The sequence below is a fragment of the Rhizobacter sp. genome (assembly GCF_031412075.1).
Taxonomy (GTDB): domain Bacteria; phylum Pseudomonadota; class Gammaproteobacteria; order Burkholderiales; family Burkholderiaceae_C; genus Rhizobacter.
The window spans coordinates 1-16,242 of sequence record NZ_JANOCG010000233.1 but is presented as its reverse complement, the minus strand read 5'-3'; the positions used below and the strand labels follow the sequence as shown (position 1 = coordinate 16,242).

Annotated in this window: 16 protein-coding genes; 12 read left to right on the top strand and 4 right to left on the bottom strand. The window is 65.2% G+C overall.

Annotation, left to right across the window (positions count from 1 at the left end; translation table 11 throughout):
• Nucleotides 1–819, bottom strand: an 819-nt coding sequence (locus tag RMO40_RS08235) for a glucose-6-phosphate dehydrogenase (RefSeq protein ID WP_309718911.1), incomplete at its 3' end; no start/stop codon positions are given.
• Between the two features lie 163 nt (nucleotides 820–982).
• Here RMO40_RS08235 and tal point away from each other — a divergent pair.
• From tal to RMO40_RS08220, 3 genes are read left to right on the top strand one after another with little or no spacing between them, the layout of a single operon-like run.
• Complete coding sequence (gene tal, locus RMO40_RS08230; protein ID WP_309718908.1) at nucleotides 983–1,933, top strand: transaldolase; 951 nt, start codon at nucleotides 983–985, stop codon at nucleotides 1,931–1,933.
• On the top strand, nucleotides 1,930–3,525 hold the full coding sequence (gene pgi, locus RMO40_RS08225) for a glucose-6-phosphate isomerase (protein WP_309718905.1): 1,596 nt from the start codon (nucleotides 1,930–1,932) through the stop codon (nucleotides 3,523–3,525). The genes tal and pgi overlap by 4 nt, the downstream gene beginning before the upstream one ends.
• Nucleotides 3,522–4,136 carry an HAD family phosphatase gene (locus tag RMO40_RS08220; RefSeq protein WP_309718902.1) on the top strand — a complete coding sequence of 205 codons (615 nt, stop codon included), beginning with the start codon at nucleotides 3,522–3,524 and terminating at the stop codon, nucleotides 4,134–4,136. Before pgi ends, RMO40_RS08220 begins: the two co-directional genes overlap by 4 nt.
• On the opposite strand, the gene RMO40_RS08215 is transcribed toward RMO40_RS08220, so the two are convergent.
• Nucleotides 4,133–4,690 carry an HNH endonuclease gene (locus RMO40_RS08215; protein ID WP_309718899.1) on the bottom strand — a complete coding sequence of 186 codons (558 nt, stop codon included), beginning with the start codon at nucleotides 4,688–4,690 and terminating at the stop codon, nucleotides 4,133–4,135. The genes RMO40_RS08220 and RMO40_RS08215 overlap by 4 nt on opposite strands.
• Before the next feature lie 98 nt (nucleotides 4,691–4,788).
• On the bottom strand, nucleotides 4,789–5,787 hold the full coding sequence (locus tag RMO40_RS08210) for a 2-dehydropantoate 2-reductase (protein ID WP_309718896.1): 999 nt from the start codon (nucleotides 5,785–5,787) through the stop codon (nucleotides 4,789–4,791).
• Between the two features lie 174 nt (nucleotides 5,788–5,961).
• On the opposite strand from RMO40_RS08210, the gene RMO40_RS08205 reads away from it, so the two are divergent.
• From RMO40_RS08205 to RMO40_RS08170, 8 genes are read left to right on the top strand one after another with little or no spacing between them, the layout of a single operon-like run.
• Nucleotides 5,962–6,645, top strand: coding sequence for a TetR family transcriptional regulator C-terminal domain-containing protein (locus tag RMO40_RS08205; protein WP_309718893.1), 684 nt, complete (start codon nucleotides 5,962–5,964; stop codon nucleotides 6,643–6,645).
• 53 nt (nucleotides 6,646–6,698) lie between these two features.
• Nucleotides 6,699–8,489, top strand: a complete 1,791-nt coding sequence (locus tag RMO40_RS08200; RefSeq protein ID WP_309718890.1) for an acyl-CoA dehydrogenase C-terminal domain-containing protein — start codon at nucleotides 6,699–6,701, stop codon at nucleotides 8,487–8,489.
• A 39-nt stretch (nucleotides 8,490–8,528) separates the two neighbouring features.
• Nucleotides 8,529–8,972, top strand: a complete 444-nt coding sequence (locus RMO40_RS08195; RefSeq protein ID WP_309718887.1) for a DUF2147 domain-containing protein — start codon at nucleotides 8,529–8,531, stop codon at nucleotides 8,970–8,972.
• A 37-nt stretch (nucleotides 8,973–9,009) separates the two neighbouring features.
• Complete coding sequence (locus RMO40_RS08190; protein ID WP_309718884.1) at nucleotides 9,010–11,394, top strand: 3-hydroxyacyl-CoA dehydrogenase NAD-binding domain-containing protein; 2,385 nt, start codon at nucleotides 9,010–9,012, stop codon at nucleotides 11,392–11,394.
• A gap of 14 nt (nucleotides 11,395–11,408) precedes the next feature.
• A complete protein-coding gene (locus tag RMO40_RS08185) occupies nucleotides 11,409–12,605 on the top strand; it encodes an acetyl-CoA C-acyltransferase (RefSeq protein ID WP_309718881.1) in 1,197 nt (398 codons plus the stop codon).
• Nucleotides 12,606–12,619: 14 nt separating this feature from the next.
• Nucleotides 12,620–13,492, top strand: a complete 873-nt coding sequence (locus RMO40_RS08180) for an alpha/beta fold hydrolase (protein ID WP_309718878.1) — start codon at nucleotides 12,620–12,622, stop codon at nucleotides 13,490–13,492.
• A gap of 20 nt (nucleotides 13,493–13,512) precedes the next feature.
• A complete protein-coding gene (locus RMO40_RS08175) occupies nucleotides 13,513–14,277 on the top strand; it encodes an enoyl-CoA hydratase (protein WP_309718875.1) in 765 nt (254 codons plus the stop codon).
• On the top strand, nucleotides 14,274–15,059 hold the full coding sequence (locus RMO40_RS08170) for a GDSL-type esterase/lipase family protein (RefSeq protein ID WP_309718872.1): 786 nt from the start codon (nucleotides 14,274–14,276) through the stop codon (nucleotides 15,057–15,059). The genes RMO40_RS08175 and RMO40_RS08170 overlap by 4 nt, the downstream gene beginning before the upstream one ends.
• Here the strand turns inward: RMO40_RS08170 and RMO40_RS08165 are convergent.
• Entirely contained in the window at nucleotides 15,049–15,465 is a 417-nt protein-coding gene (locus tag RMO40_RS08165; protein WP_309718870.1) for an acyl-CoA thioesterase, read from the bottom strand. The two genes, RMO40_RS08170 and RMO40_RS08165, sit on opposite strands and share 11 nt — an antisense overlap.
• A gap of 83 nt (nucleotides 15,466–15,548) precedes the next feature.
• On the opposite strand from RMO40_RS08165, the gene RMO40_RS08160 reads away from it, so the two are divergent.
• On the top strand, nucleotides 15,549–16,242 hold a 694-nt coding region (locus RMO40_RS08160; protein ID WP_309718867.1), incomplete at its 3' end, for an ABC transporter transmembrane domain-containing protein.

Below are 16,242 nucleotides of genomic sequence, written 5' to 3'. Positions count from 1 at the left end.
CGTCTCTTCGGTGAAGGGCTTGAGCGAGCGCAGCACCTTGAGCTTTTCGTCGCGGATGGCGTCGGCGTCGTGGCTGGGCGGGGGCTCCATCGCCACCATGGTCAGCAGCTGCAGCGCATGGTTCTGGATCATGTCGCGCAGAGCGCCGGTGCGGTTGTAGAAGTCGCCGCGCGTGCCCACGCCCAGGCTCTCGGCCAGCGTGATCTGGATGTTGGCGATGCTCTCGCGCCGCCACAGCGGCTCGAAGAGGGCGTTGCCAAAGCGCAGCGCCATCAGGTTCTGGACCGAGGGCTTGCCCAGATAGTGGTCGATGCGGAAGGCCTGCGTTTCGCTGAACGAGGCGCGCACCACGGTGTTGATCTCTTGTGCGCTGGCGAGGTCGTGGCCAAGCGGCTTTTCCAGCACCACGCGGATCTTCGGGCCGTTGAGCCCGGCGGCGCCCAGCTGGGCGCAGATCTGCGGAAACAAGTGCGGGCTGGTGGCGAGGTAAAGCACCGCCGTGTCGGCGTTACGAGTTTCCAGCCACGACTTGAGCTTGCCGTAGACGGCCGGCTGCGAGAGGTCCATGCGCAGGTAGTGCAGCATCTCGGCGAAACGCGCGAACTCTTCGTCGCTCGGGCGTTTGGCACCTTCGACCTCCTGAAAGCGCTCTTTCAGCCAGCCGCGGTACTTGGCGTCGTCCTGCTCATCGCGCGCCACCGACAAAATGCGCCCACCTGCGGGCAGCTTGCCGTGGCGAAAGGCCTGGAACAGCGCGGGCATGAGCTTGCGCCAGGTGAGGTCGCCGGTGCCACCAAAAAAGACAAGATCGAATGACATTGCGCCCTTGTGCCTCAGTGAATGTAATTTTGTTTCACTCATAATGATGCATAAGTTTCACCGATGCGTCAAACCGCGCGCTCGGGTAATCGAATTGCGTCACATGCTCGGGTTCTAATCACGCATCGCCGCATTGCCGCATCACCGGGCCCAGGGCTTCACCATGAACCAACTCGACCAACTCAAGCAGTTCACCACCGTGGTGGCGGACACCGGAAACTTCAAACAGCTGGCCGCGTTCGCCCCGCGAGACGCCACCACCAACCCCTCGCTGATCCTCAAGGCCGTGCAGCAGCCCGACTACGCGCCGCTGCTGGCCGAAACCGTGGCAGCGCACCGAGGCCGCAAGCTCGAAGAAGTGGTCGACGAGGTGCTGGTGCGCTTCGGCCTCGAGATACTGAAAGTGGTGCCGGGCCGGGTGTCGACCGAGGTCGATGCGCGGCTGAGCTTCGACACCGCCTGCACCGTGGCGCGGGCGCGCCGCATCATGGCGCTGTATGAAGCGCAGGGCATCGGCCGCGAGCGGGTGCTGATCAAGATTGCCGCCACCAGGGAAGGCATCCAGGCGGCGCGCATTCTTGAGCGCGAAGGCATCTGCTGCAACCTGACGCTGCTGTTCTCGTTCTGCCAGGCGGTGGCCTGTGGTGAAGCCAGCGTGCGGCTCATCTCGCCCTTCGTCGGCCGCATCTACGACTGGTACAAAAAGTCAGCCGGCGCCGCGTGGGACGAAGCCGCCAAGGCCGGGCCCAACGACCCCGGCGTCAAGTCGGTGGCGCAGATCTACACCTACTACAAGAAGTTCGACATCGACACCGAGGTCATGGGCGCGAGCTTTCGCAACGCGGGTCAGATCCTTGCGCTGGCCGGGTGCGACCTGCTGACCATCAGCCCCGAGCTGCTGGCGCAGTTGCAGGCGGCCGATGCGCCGCTGGTGCGTGCGCTCGACCCCGCGGCCGCCAAGAGTGCACCGATCCACGCCATCACCTACAACGAAGCGAGCTTCCGCTACGCGCTCAACGAAGACGCCATGGCCACCGAGAAGCTGGCCGAGGGCATACGCGCTTTTGCCGCCGACGCGATCAAGCTCGACAAGATCATTGAGGGCTTGAAGTGAACGCACCGCGCTGCGATCGCACCCAGGCCTGGGCTGCGTTGAAGGGCCACTACGAAGCCCATGGCCGCGAGTTCGACCTGCGCGAGGCCTTTGCCCGCGACCCCGGGCGTTTCAGCAGCCTGGCCGTCGAAGCCCCCGAGGTGTTTGCCGACCTGTCGAAGAACCTGATCGACATCGCCACCCAGCGTTTCCTGCTCGACATGGCGAGCGAATGCCAGCTCGAAGCCTGGCGCGACGCCATGCTGCGCGGTGACGTGGCCAACCTCACTGAGGGCCGCGCCGTGCTGCACACCGCGCTGCGGGCACCGCGTGGCGAGGGCCCTTTCAGCACCGAGATCCACGACGTGCTCGACCGCATGCTGGCCTACGCCGAGAGCGTGCGCGACACCGCGCGCAGCGGCATCCGCCACGTCGTCAACATCGGCATCGGCGGCAGCGACCTCGGGCCGCAGATGGTGGTGCCGGCACTCGACGCATTCGCCCACCGGGGGCTCACGTTTCACTTCGTCTCCAACGTTGACGGCCACGACATCACGCCGGTGCTGCGCGGCCTGAACCCGGCCGACACGCTGTTCGTGATCGCCAGCAAGACCTTCAAGACGCAGGAGACGCTGGCCAATGCCGAAGTGGCACGCGCCTGGTTTCTGGCCCACGGTGGTGTCCACATCGACAAGCATTTCGTGGCCACCACCACGAATGTTGCTGCCGCGGCCGAGTTCGGCATCCGCACCACCTTTGGTTTTTGGGATTGGGGGGGCGGGCGTTACTCGCTGTGGTCGGCCATCGGCCTGCCGATCGCGCTGGCCATCGGCGCCGACAACTTTCGCGCCCTGCTCGCCGGTGCTCACGCGATGGACCGCCACTTTGCGCAAGCACCTTTGGCGCAGAACCTGCCGGTGCTGCTGGGCCTGCTCGACATCTGGTACCGCAACTTCCACGGCTTTGCCAGCCGCAGCGTCGCGCCCTACCACCAGGGGCTGAAGCGCCTGCCGGCTTACTTGCAACAGCTGGAGATGGAGAGCAACGGCAAGTGTGTCGACCTCGCGGGTGAGTCGCTTCCCTTTGCCACCTGCCCGGTGGTGTGGGGGGAGCCGGGTACCAATGGCCAGCATGCCTACTTCCAGATGCTGCACCAGGGCACCGAGGTGATCCCGGTCGAGTTCATCCTGGTCAAGCGGCCCACCCATACCTTGCCCGAGCTGCACACCAAGCTGCTGGCCAATGGTTTGGCGCAAAGCCAGGCGCTGATGGTCGGCAAGAGCACGGCGCAGGCCTTGAGCGAGACGGCGCCCACGGCATCCCAGGCGCTCGACGCGCAGACCGTGGCGCGGCACCGCAGCTTCCCCGGCAACCGGCCGAGCACCACGCTGCTGCTGGACGAACTCACGCCTCGCAGCCTGGGCGCGCTGATCGCGCTCTACGAACACCGCGTGTTCGTGAGCGGCGCGCTGTGGGGCATCAACAGCTTCGACCAGTGGGGCGTGGAGCTGGGCAAGGTCTTGTGCAACGACCTGCTGCCGCGCCTCAGCTCGGGCGATTTGACCGGGCTCGACGGCTCGACCGCCGGCCTGATGCGGCGGCTCAGCGCATGAAGAACATCGTCTTCGACTTCGGTGGCGTGGTGTTCCAGTGGCGGCCGGCGGAGCTGTTGCGTCGTACCTTGCCGCACCGTGTGGTGGACGAAGCGGCGGCCCAGCAACTGGTGCTCGACTTCTTTCAGAACTACCAGGGCGACTGGGGCCGCTTCGACCGCGGCACCATCGAGATCCCCGAGCTCGCGCCCTTGATCGCGCAGCGCCTGGGTTTCGAGCTCGGAGAAGTGCAGGCCGTGATCGATGCCGTGCCGTGTGAGCTGGAAGTGCAGAAAGCCACCGTCGACCTGCTGCACCGTTTGCACGACCGCGGCCATCGCCTGTACTTCCTGTCCAACATGCCCGAGCCCTACGCGGTGCACCTGGAAACCACGCACGCGTTCTTCTCGCGTTTTGTCGATGGGGTGTTCTCGTCGCGCGTCAAGCTGATCAAGCCCGAACCCGAGATCTTCACCTTGGCCATCGAACGCTTCGGCATCGACCCGGCGCAGACGGTGTTCATCGACGACGTGGCCAAGAATGTCGCGGTGGCGCGAGCGCACGGTTGGCACGCCATTCAATTCATCGACGCCGAACAGGTCGAAGCTGAACTGGCGACGTTGACCGCCTAGACCCTCAGGCGGCTGTGTCTCGGCACGCTGGCCAGCAAGAACTCCATCTGGTCCGCCAAAATGCGGCGCCCGCGCAGGATCATGTCTTCGTGCAGGCTCGGCACATACGGCAGGTACAGCAGCGACATGTTGGCCTCTTCGGGCATGCGGTTGCCCTTGTGGCCGTTGCAGGCGCGGCAGGCGGTGATGCAGTTCATCCAGGTGTCGTGGCCACCGCGCGAGGTGGGCACGATGTGCTCGCGCGTGAGGTCGTCCACATGGAAACGCCCGCCGCAATAAGCGCAGACCAGGCGGTCGCGGTTGAAGAGCTTGGGGTTGGAGAGCGCCGGCGTCTGCCGCCAAGCGCGGCTGGGGACGGCGCCGCGCACCGCAATGATCGGGTGCACCTCGATGCGCGATTGCAAGCCGGTACGGCGCTGCATGCCACCGCGCAGCACGTAAAACGCGTCGCCGAGCGTCCAGGCTACGCCATCACTGGCGTAAAGGACCGCCGCTTCCTTGGCCGAGATCCACGATTGCGGGCGGCCAGAAACATCAAGTTGCAGCACTTCCACGGATCAATCTCCTTGTACGGAGAGTAATCCATTCCGCGCGGTTCGCTCAAGCGTGGCGCGGCGCGGAGCGGCGATGGCGCCACATTGTCATCACTGCATCACAGCTCGGGCGGATAGAGCCCGCGTGTCTGCGCCATCAAGCGGGTGAGACCGAACAAGGCATCGATGTGCGGCGTGGCCAGCCCGAGCTTCGTGCTGATCTCGTGCACGGCCCCGATCAGCGCGTCGATCTCGAGCGAGCGGCCGGCTTCGCTGTCTTGCAGCATCGAGGTCTTGAAGGCGCCGAGCTGGCGCGCGATGGCGTGTCGTTCTTCGCCCGATTGCTGGATCGGGCAACTTAAGTGCGCGCCGAGGGTGGCCGCTTCGGCCATGGTGCGCAGCATGAAGCCGCTCACCAGCGGGTCGTCGAGGATGCGGTCGGCTGTGGCGCCGGTAAGCGCCGACACCGGGTTCATCGTCATGTTGCCCCACAGCTTGAACCAGATGTCGCGGCGGATGTCATCACTCGGCTCGGCCTGGAAGCCGGCGCTGGCCAGCACTTGAGCCACACGCTGAACCCGTTCGCTGATCTGGCCCACGGGCTCGCCAACGATCAAACGCTCGCCAAACCCATGCGCCACCACACCCGGCTCGGGCTGCGAACAAGTCAGGTGCACCACGCAGCCGAGCACCTGCGCCAAGGGCAGGGCGGCGGCGACCGTGCCTTGCGGGTCAACGCTCGTGAGCTGCAGCTGATCGGGTGAAAGCCGCTGGCGCAGCGAGGGTGTCTGCAAGAACCACCATGGCACCCCGTTCATCGCCGGCATCACCAGCGTGTGCTCGCCGATCAATGGCCGCAGTGTGGGTGCGAGCGCGGGCAGTGCCTGGCCCTTGAGCGCAATCACCAACAGCTCTTGCGGGCCGAGCGACGCGGCGTCGTCCACCACGTGGATACGCGCCAGCTGCTCTTGCCCGCCCATGCGCAGCCGCAGGCCGTTTGCACGCACAGCGCTCAGGGTGGCCCCGCGTGCGATGGCGTTCACCGCATGGCCCGCCAGCGCCAGGCGGGCGGCGATCAAGCCCCCCACGGCCCCCAGGCCGACCACGGTGATCTTCATGCGCGCATCCTTTGTCGTTTGAAATCGAGGGTTAACCCTGGTCTACCTGGGTGTCTAGGCAAGCAAACCTAGAAAAAAGGTGGCAAACGAGGCTGAAAACAGGCCCCACCGTCGGCAAAACTCGGTAAGAATAGAACGATCGTTCGTTTTATTTGCCTTGCCGCAAACCACCGCATGAGTGTTGCCCAGAAGCCCGTTCGCGAGAACCCCAAGCACATGCAAAAGGGCCAGCAGACACGCGCCGCCATTCTCGAAGCCGCGCTGGGCCTGGCCTCGCACATGGGGCTGGAAGGTTTGTCGATCGGTGCACTGGCCGAGGTCATGCACATGAGCAAGTCGGGCGTTTTTGCCCACTTCGGCTCGCGCGAAGAGTTGCAGATCTCGGTGATCCGCGAGTACCACACCAAGTTCGAAGAAGAAGTGTTCTTCCCCGCGCTGCGCGAAGCGCGTGGCCTGCCGCGCCTGCGTGCGTTGTTCGAGCGCTGGATCAAGCGCGTGTCGGTCGAAGTCGATTCGGGTTGCATCTACATCAGCGGCGCGGTTGAGTTCGACGACCGGCCCGGCCCGGTGCGCGATGCGCTGGTGACCATGGTGCGCGCCTGGCACCTGGCGCTGGAGCGCGCCATCCGCATGTCGATCGCTGAAGGCCAGTTGCGCGAAGACACCGACCCGCTGCAGATGCTGTTCGAGATCCACGGCCACATCCTGGCGGTGCACCACGACGCGCGTTTCCTTAAATTGCCTGGCGTGCTCGATCGGGCGCGCAACGGCTTCGAGCGTGTCGTCGCTTACTACGCCACGCCCGGCGAAGTGGCGGCGACCGCGCCCCGTCAAGCCCCGCGCGCCGTGCGCCGATAAGCCGCTGATAACCCTTTTACCCAGTTTCCTTTCCAACATTCAAGGAGTCCACGATGGCCCAATACACCCCTCCGTTGCGCGACATGCAGTTCCTGATGCACGAAGTGCTCAATGTGGTCGAGGAGCTGAAGGCGCTGCCGGCACATGCCGACATCGACGCCGACACCATCAACGCCATTCTTGAAGAAGGCGGCAAGTTTGCGTCTCAGGTTATCTTCCCGATCAACCAGAGCGGTGACGAAGAGGGCTGCACGCTCAACAAGACCACGCACGAAGTGACCGCGCCCAAGGGCTTTAAGGAAGCCTATGCGCAGTACGTCGAAGCCGGCTGGCCCGCACTGGGTTGCGACCCGGCCTTCGGTGGCCAGGGCCTGCCGAGCGTGGTCAACCAGTGCTTCTACGAAATGCTGAACTCGGCCAACCAGGCCTGGACCATGTACCCCGGCCTGTCGCACGGCGCTTACGAAGCGCTGCATGCCCATGGCACCGACGCGCAGAAGCAAACCTACCTGCCCAAGCTGACCAGCGGCGTGTGGACCGGCACCATGTGCCTGACCGAGCCGCACTGCGGCACCGACCTCGGCCTCTTGCGCACCAAGGCCGAGCCGGTGGGCGACGGCACCTACAAGATCAACGGCGCCAAGATCTTCATCTCGGCCGGCGAACACGACATGGCCGAAAACATCGTCCACCTCGTGCTGGCGCGCCTGCCCGATGCACCGGCCGGCTCCAAGGGCATCTCGCTCTTCGTCGTGCCCAAGTTCAACGTGAAGGCCGATGGCAGCATCGGCGAGCGCAACGGCATCTTCTGCGCCGGCCTCGAACACAAGATGGGCATCCACGGCAACGCCACCGCGCAGCTGGTGCTCGAGAACGCCGTTGGCACGCTGGTCGGCCAGCCCAACAAGGGCCTGGCTGCCATGTTCGTGATGATGAACGCCGCCCGCCTGGGTGTGGGCATGCAGTCGCTTGGTTTGACCGAAGTGGCGTACCAGAACGCCGTGGCCTACGCCAAAGACCGCATCCAGATGCGCTCGCTCTCCGGCGTGAAGGCACCCGACAAGCCAGCCGACCCGATCATCGTGCACCCCGACGTGCGCAAGATGCTGCTCACCGCCCGCGCGTATGCCGAAGGTGGCCGCGCGCTGGCCATGTGGACCACGCTGCAGCTCGACAAGGAACTCGGCAGCGACGACGAAGACGTGCGCAAGGAGTGTGGTGAGCTGGTCGCGCTGATCACGCCCATCATCAAGGCCTTCCTGACCGACAACGGTTGGATCGCCACCTCGCATTGCATGCAGGTCTTTGGTGGCCACGGCTTCATCAAGGAATGGGGCATGGAGCAATACGTGCGCGATGCCCGCATCAACATGATCTATGAAGGCACCAACACCATCCAGTCGCTCGACCTGCTGGGCCGCAAGGTGCTGGGTGACAACGGCGCCAAGCTGAAGAAGTTCGGCAAGATCGTGCAGGAGTTTGTTGAAGACGAAGGCACCAACGAGGCGATGCAGGAGTTCATCAACCCGCTGGCCGACCTGGGCGACAAGCTCACCAAGCTGACCACCGAGCTGGGCATGAAGGCCTTCGGCAACCAAGACGAAGTGGGTGCCGCCGCGGTCGATTACCTGCGTGTGGCCGGCCACTTGGTGTTTGCCTACTTCTGGGCTCGCATGGCCAAGGTCGCGTTGGAGAAACAAGCCTCGGGTGACCCGTTCTACAAGGCCAAGCTGGCGACGGCGCGCTTCTACTTCGCCAAGCTGCTGCCCGAAACCGCCTCGCTGATCCGCACCGCGCGTGCGGGCTTGGCGCCGCTGATGGAGATGGAAGAAGCTTTGTTCTGAGTTGACTTTGCCCTCGACAACAAAAAACCAGGAGAGACGATGAAACGAGTGCTGATGGCGCTGGGCGCCTCGTTTGTGATGTTCAACGCCGCAGCGCAAGCGTCGCCGGCCGGCTTGTGGAAGACGATCGACGATTCGACCAAGGCGGAGCGATCGCATGTGCGCATCACCGAGGTGAACGGCGTGATCACCGGCCGCATCGAGAAGCTGCTCGGCGCCGATGCCAAGCCCGATGCGCTGTGCGACGACTGCAATGGTGCCGACAAGGGCAAGCCCATCGTCGGCATGACCATCATCCGTGGCATCAAGAAGAACGCCGAGACCGATGGCTTGTGGGATGGCGGCACCATCCTCGACCCCGCCAACGGCAAGACCTACAAGCTGCGGCTCAAGCCCAGCGAAGACGGCAAAAAGCTGGAGGTGCGCGGCTACATCGGAGCTCCGATGTTCGGCCGTTCGCAGACTTGGCACAAAGCCGACTGACTCTCAGTCTCAGATCGAAAAATCCCTAGGAGAAACAATGAGCCGATTCAATGTTCGCAAGGTCGCCGTGCTCGGCGCCGGCGTGATGGGTGCGCAGATCGCCGCGCACCTGGTCAACGTCAAAGTCCCCGTGATCCTGTTCGACCTGCCGGCCAAGGAAGGCCCGAAGAACGGCATCGTGACGAAGGCCGTCGACGGCCTGAAGAAGCTGAGCCCTGCCCCTTTGGGAATTCCTGAAGACGCGGCCCTCATTCAGCAAGCCAACTACGAAGAGCACAGCGAGCTGCTGAAAGACTGCGACCTGATCATCGAGGCCATTGCCGAGCGCATGGACTGGAAGCTCGACCTCTACACCAAGATCGCGCCCTTCATCGCCCCGCACGCCATCGTGGCGAGCAACACCTCGGGCTTGTCGATCACCAAGCTGGCCGCGGTGCTGCCGGCCGAGATCCAGCCGCGTTTCTGCGGCATCCACTTTTTCAATCCGCCGCGCTACATGACGCTGGTGGAGCTGATCCCCACACCGGGCACGCGCCCCGAGATCCTCGACCAGCTGGAGAGCTTCGTCACCACCGCGCTCGGCAAGGGTGTCGTGCGCGCGAAAGACACGCCCAACTTCATCGCCAACCGTGTCGGCATCGCCAACATGCTGTCCACGATCAAGGAAGCCGAGAACTACGGCCTCAGCTATGACGTGGTCGATGACCTCACCGGCAAGAAGCTCGGCCGCGCTTCCAGCGGCACCTTCCGCACCGCCGACGTGGTGGGCCTGGACACCATGGCCCACGTCATCAAGACGCTGCAAGACAACCTGAAGGACGACCCCTTCTACCCCGCCTATGCCACACCGGCCGCGGTGGCGGGCCTGATCGCCAAGGGCGCACTGGGCCAGAAGACCGGCGGCGGCTTCTACAAGAAGGTGGGCAAGGACATCCTGCGCCTCGACCCCGCCAAGGGCGACTACGTGCCCGCCGGCGGCAAGGCCGACGAGATCGTCGCCCGCATGCTCAAGAAAGCGCCGGCCGACCGCCTGAAGCTGCTGCGCGAATCGACCAACCCGCAAGCGCAATTCCTGTGGGCGATTCTGCGCAACGGCTTCCACTACGCCGCCGTGCACCTGGCCGACGTGGCCGACTCGGCACGCGAAGTCGACTTCGCACTGCGCTGGGGCTTTGGCATGAACCAGGGCCCGTTCGAGCTGTGGCAACAAGCCGGCTGGAAGCAGGTGGCCGAGTGGGTCAAGGCCGACATCGATGCTGGCAAGGCGTTGAGCAAGGCGCCTCTGCCCGCGTGGGTCTTTGACGGCCGCGATGGCGTTCACACTGCCGAAGGCTCGTGGAGCGCGTCGCAAAACAAGTACCTGCCGCGCAGCACGCTGCCGGTGTACGAGCGCCAGCACTTCCCCGAGACGCTGTTCGGCTCGGGCGCCACCGACCCGCTGAAGTCGGGCACGCAAGAGTTCAAGAACGACGAAGTGCGCGTCTGGACCTTGGACGGTGAAGTGCTGATCGCCAGCATCACTGCCAAGCTGCACCTGATCAGCCCGCTGGTGATCGAAGGCCTCTCGAAGGCCGTCGACATCGCCGAAGCCAAGTACAAGGGCCTGGTGATCTGGTCGCCGGACGACGTGTTCTCGGCCGGTGCCAACCTCGAGGCGCTGATGCCCGTCTTCATGAAGAGCGGTGCCAAGGGCATCGCCCCGGTGGAGAAACAACTGCAAGACACCATGCTGCGCATCCGCTACGCGGCGGTGCCGGTGGTGTCAGCCATCCGCGGCATTGCACTCGGCGGTGGCGCCGAGCTGGCCGTGTACTCGGCCAAGCGCGTGGCCGCGATGGAAAGTTACATGGGCCTGGTGGAAGTGGGCGTGGGCCTGATCCCGGGTGGTGGTGGCCTGACCTACGTCGCACGCCGTGCCGCCGAGATGGCAACGGCTGCGAATGCCAACGCCGACATCATGAAGTTTGCGACCGAAGGCTTCACCGCTGCGGCCACGGCCAAGGTGGGCACCAGTGCCATCGAGAGCCGCAAGCTCGGTTACCTGCTGTGGAGCGACGTGATCGTTCCCAACAAGGACGAGCTGCTGCACGTTGCCATTCAACAGGCCAAGGGCATGTTCGAAAGCGGCTACCGCGCACCGGCCAAGTCGCTGTTCCCGGTGGCGGGCCGCAACGCCATCGCCACCATCAAGGCGCAGCTGGTCAACATGCGCGACGGCGGCTTCATCAGCCAGCACGACTTCTACATCGGCGCGCTGATCGCTGATGTGGTCTGCGGTGGTGACGTCGATGCTGGCTCCTTGGTCAACGAGGAATACCTGATGTCGCTGGAGCGCAAGCACTTCTGCGGCTTGCTCGAACACCCCAAAACGCAAGAGCGAGTCATGGGCATGCTGTCCACCGGCAAGCCGGTTCGCAACTGATCGGAGCACAGAACATGAGCAAACAAGTTCAAGACGCGTACATCGTCGCCGCCACCCGCACGCCCATCGGCCGCTCGGGCCGTGGTTATTTCAAGAACACCCGCCCCGATGACCTGCTGGTCGCCGCCATCCTGAGCGCGATGAAGCAGGTGCCCGGGCTCGACCCCGCCGCCATCGAAGACGCGATCATCGGATGCTCTTTCCCCGAGGGCGAGCAGGGCATGAACATGGCGCGCATCGCCGTGGGCCTGGCCTTCCCGAACCCGATCGGTGGTGTGACGGTCAACCGCTTCTGCGCTTCGGGCGTGACGGCGATCCAGATGGCGGCCGACCGCATTCGCGTCGGCGAGGCCGATGTGCTGATCGCCGGGGGTGCCGAGTCGATGAGCCTGGTGCCGATGGGTGGCAACAAGCCGTCGTTCAACCCGGCGGTGTTTGCCAAAGATGACCACGTCGGCATCGCCTACGGCAAGGGACTCACCGCCGAGAAGGTCGCCGAGAAGTGGAAGATCAGCCGTGAAGCGCAAGACGCCTTTGCACTCGAATCGCACCTGCGCGCCCTGAAGGCACAAGCCGCCGGTGAGTTCAGCGACGAGATCACGCCGATCGACATCGTGGATCGTTTCCCGAATCTCGCCACGGGCGAACAAGGCACCAAGACTCGCACCGTCAAGCTCGACGAAGGCCCCCGTGCCGACACCTCGCTCGAAGGCCTGGCCAAGCTGCGCCCGGTGTTCGCGGCCAAGGGCAGCGTCACCGCAGGCAACAGCTCGCAGACCAGCGATGGCGCCGGCGCGTTGATCCTCGTCAGCGAAAAGGCCGTCAAACAATTCGGCCTCAAGCCACTGGCTCGCTTCGTCAGCTACGCCGCACGCGGCGTGCCGCCCGAGGTGATGGGCATCGGCCCGATCGAAGCGATTCCCGCCGCACTGCGCTACGCCGGCCTGAAGCACGAAGACATCGGCTGGATGGAGCTGAACGAAGCCTTCGCGGCCCAGTCGCTTGCCGTCATCAACACCCTCGGACTCGACCCGTCCAAGGTCAACCCGATGGGCGGCGCGATTGCGCTTGGCCACCCGCTGGGTGCCACCGGTGCCATCCGCGCGGCGACCGTGGTGCACGCCCTGCGCCGCCACAACCTGAAGTACGGCATGGTCACGATGTGCGTGGGCACGGGCCAGGGCGCAGCCGGCATCTTCGAACGCGTCTGATCGAGGAGGGCGCCATGGGCTCCATCGTGTTCCAGGCAGCCGACGGCTTCACGCTGCACGGCCAGTTGTACGGTGACCCAGGCGCTTGCCACGCAGCGCTGCTGATCGTGCCCGCGATGGGCGTGCCGCAGCGCTTCTACGCCGCGTTCGCCGAATGGCTCGCGGCCCAGGGTCACGCGGTCTTCACCTTCGACTACCGCGGCATGGGCGCTTCGCGCCCCGCGCAGATGAAACATTCGCTGCGCGGCCTGGGGGCCGACATCAACACCTGGGCCGAGCAAGACACCTCGGCCGCGCTGGCCTGGCTCGACGCCCAGGTCTCGCGTCAAACGCCCATCCATTGGCTGGGCCACAGCCTGGGCGGTCAGATCTTCGGCATGGTGCCCAACCGCGATCGTGTGTCGCGAGTGGTCACCATCGGCGTGGGCACCGGCTACTGGCTGCGCAACGCGGCCAAGGCGCGCGCCTATGTGTGGTGGCTGTGGTTCGTGATGGCGCCACTTGCCATGAGGCTGTATGGCTACTTTCCCGGCAAGCGCCTGCGCAAGGTCGGTGACCTCCCGTTGGGCGTGATGGCGCAGTGGCGGCGCGCCTGTCTTAACCGAGACTACCTGGTGGGGGTGGGCGGAGAGAAGATGCGGTCCGACTACGCCGCCATCACCACGCCGATGCTGTCGCTGTCGTTCACCGACGACGAGTACATGTCGGCCCGCAACACCACCGACATGCATGCCTTCTATGCCGCTGCCCCGCGCGACATGCGCCGCATCGCCCCGCAAGACGTGGGTGCGAAGCGCATCGGCCATTTCGGCTTCTTCCGCCAGCGCTTTGCGCCCACGCTGTGGCCGCAGGTGTCGCAGTGGCTCGCATTGCATACTTCCGCTTGAAGCACCCGACAGGAGACACCATGACCATCAAGACCGCGCTGTTGAACGGCGTCTACACCATCGAGATCGCCCGCCCCGAAAAGAAGAACGCGCTCACCGGCGCCATGTACGTGGCAATGGCCGAAGCCCTGAACGCCGCCATGGCCGACGGCGCCGTGCGCAGCGTGCTGATCACCGGCCAGCCCGGCATCTTCACCTCGGGCAACGACCTCGAAGACTTCATGAAGCGCTCGGGCAGCGTGTCGGTCTCGCCGGCGCGGGTGTTCATGAACGCGCTGATCGCCTGCGACAAGCCGGTGATCGCCGCCGTCACCGGCGCGGCCATCGGCATCGGCACCACGCTGCTGCTGCACTGCGATTTTGTCTACGTCTCCGACGAAGCGCGCCTGGTGATGCCCTTCGTGAGCCTGGGCCTGGTGCCCGAGTTCGCGTCCAGCCATTTGGTCCCGCAACTGATGGGCCAGCGCAAGGCCGCCGAGAAGCTGCTGCTGGGCGACCCGTTCACCGGCGCCGAGGCGGTGGAGTGCGGCATTGCCAACGCCGTGTTGCCGGCGGCCGAGGTGGCGCCGCATGCGCGCCGCGTGGCCGAGCGCTTCAACGCGCTGCCGCCGGGCGCCGTGCGCGCCAGCAAGAAGCTGATGCGCGGCACGGTGGCCGACCAGCTGCACAAGACCATCGACAGTGAGAACGATGTGTTCGCCGAGCGCCTGACCAGCCCGGAGGCCAAGGAAGCCTTCAGCGCCTTCTTCCAGAAGCGCAAGCCCGATTTCACTCAGTTTTCTTGACTCCCTGGCTCCTCACGCTGGTCAAGATCGGCCTTCTGCCGATCCTGCTGTGGCAGGGCCGGCAGGTTCGGCGCAATGCCTTGCGTCTGCCGGAGGCAGAAGGCCCGCGTGAGGGCGTCGCAGGCAGTGGCAAGGTTTGCCTGCGCATCCTCATCGTCGGCGACTCGTCGGCCGCCGGCGTCGGCGCCAAGAACCAGACCCAGGCCCTCGCGGGCCGCTTGAGTGAAGCGCTGTCACAGCGCCTGGGTGGCTCGGTGGTGTGGCAGCTCATCGCCCGCAGTGGCGACACCACGCGTGTGTCGCTCACGGCGGTGCGCAAGATGAACCTGCACCCGGCCGATGTGATGGTGACCGCGCTCGGCCTCAACGACGTGGTGGCCCAGGTGGCCCCCAAGGTGTGGTTGTCGCGGCTCGACAAGCTCGACCGCGCTGCCGCCCGCCGTGCCGGTGTGAAGCACATCGTGCACAGCGGCATCCCGCCCATCCATTCGTTCCCGCTGTTGCCCAACCCCTTGCGCTGGGTGCTCGGCAGCGACGCGCAGCGCTACAACCGCGAACTCAGCGAATGGGTCAAACAATGGCCCGAGCGCTGGTGGCTGCCCTTGCCCTTCGAGAATGACCAGCCGGCCGACAGCAGCGTGCTGATGGCCGAAGACGGCTTCCACCCCGGCCCCGCCGTGTATGCGCTGTGGGCCGAACAACTGGCCGGCATGATCGCCAACGAGATCGTGCCGCGGCTTCCCGAGACAACGCCGACGCGGCGCAAGCAGCCTAAGCTGTAGCGCTGGTGGGCAGCGGTCGCGGCTTGCCCTGCATGTCGATCGCCACATAGGTGAGGTTGGCCTCGGTCACCTTGACCACTTGCAGGTTGGCCGGGTTGCGCTCGGCGTACACCTCCACGTGCACCGTGACCGAGGTGCGGCCGATGCGCTCCACCCGCGCGTAAAAACTCAGCAGGTCGCCGATCGACACCGCCTGCTTGAAAACAAACTGGTTCACCGCCACGGTCGCGATGCGGCCCTTGGCGATGCGGTTGGGCAGCACCGAGCCGGCCAGGTCGACCTGGGCCATGATCCAGCCGCCGAAGATGTCGCCATTGCCGTTGGCGTCGGCCGGCATGGGCATCACGCGCATCACCAGGTCGCGATCGGTGGGCAGCGAGACGGTGGGTTCAAAGGGGTTGCTCATGGGGAGCCTCTTTTTTGTGGTGGGGTGATGCAAGGGGTTGGGCGTGATTGTGGTTCAGTCTCGTGCTGGCACACTCGCAGCCCATGCGCCGCGCTTCTGATTCGCTCACTGCCCCCGCGCCCGACACGCCGGGCGCCGCACCCGCTCCCCGCACCGACTGGAGCACGCTGCGCAAGCTCTTCCCCTACCTGTGGCAATACCGCTGGCGGGTGGTGCTGGCGCTGGCCTTCATGGTGGGCGCCAAGGTGGCCAACGTGGGGGTGCCGCTGCTGCTGAAATCGCTGGTCGACAGCCTCGCGCTCAAGCCGGGTGACGTGCAGGCCTTGATGGTGGTGCCTTTCGGCCTGCTGCTCGCCTACGGCGGCTTGCGTTTGAGCACCTCGCTGTTCACCGAGCTGCGTGAGCTGATCTTCGCAAAAGCCACCGAAGGCACGGCGCGCAGCATCTCTCTCAACGTGTTCCGCCACCTGCATTCGCTGAGCCTGCGCTTTCACCTGGAGCGCCAGACCGGCGGCATGACGCGCGACATCGAGCGCGGCACCCGCGCCGTGCACTCGCTGATCTCGTACTCGCTCTACAGCATCGTGCCCACGCTGATCGAGGTGGCGATGGTGCTGACCCTGCTGGCGGTGAAGTTCGACGCCTGGTTCGCCTGGATCACGATTGCCGCGCTGGTGGTCTACGTGACCTTCACCATCACGGTGACCAACTGGCGCACCCAGTTCCGCAAGCAGATGAACGAGCTCGACTCGGTGAGCCACACGCGTGCCATCGACT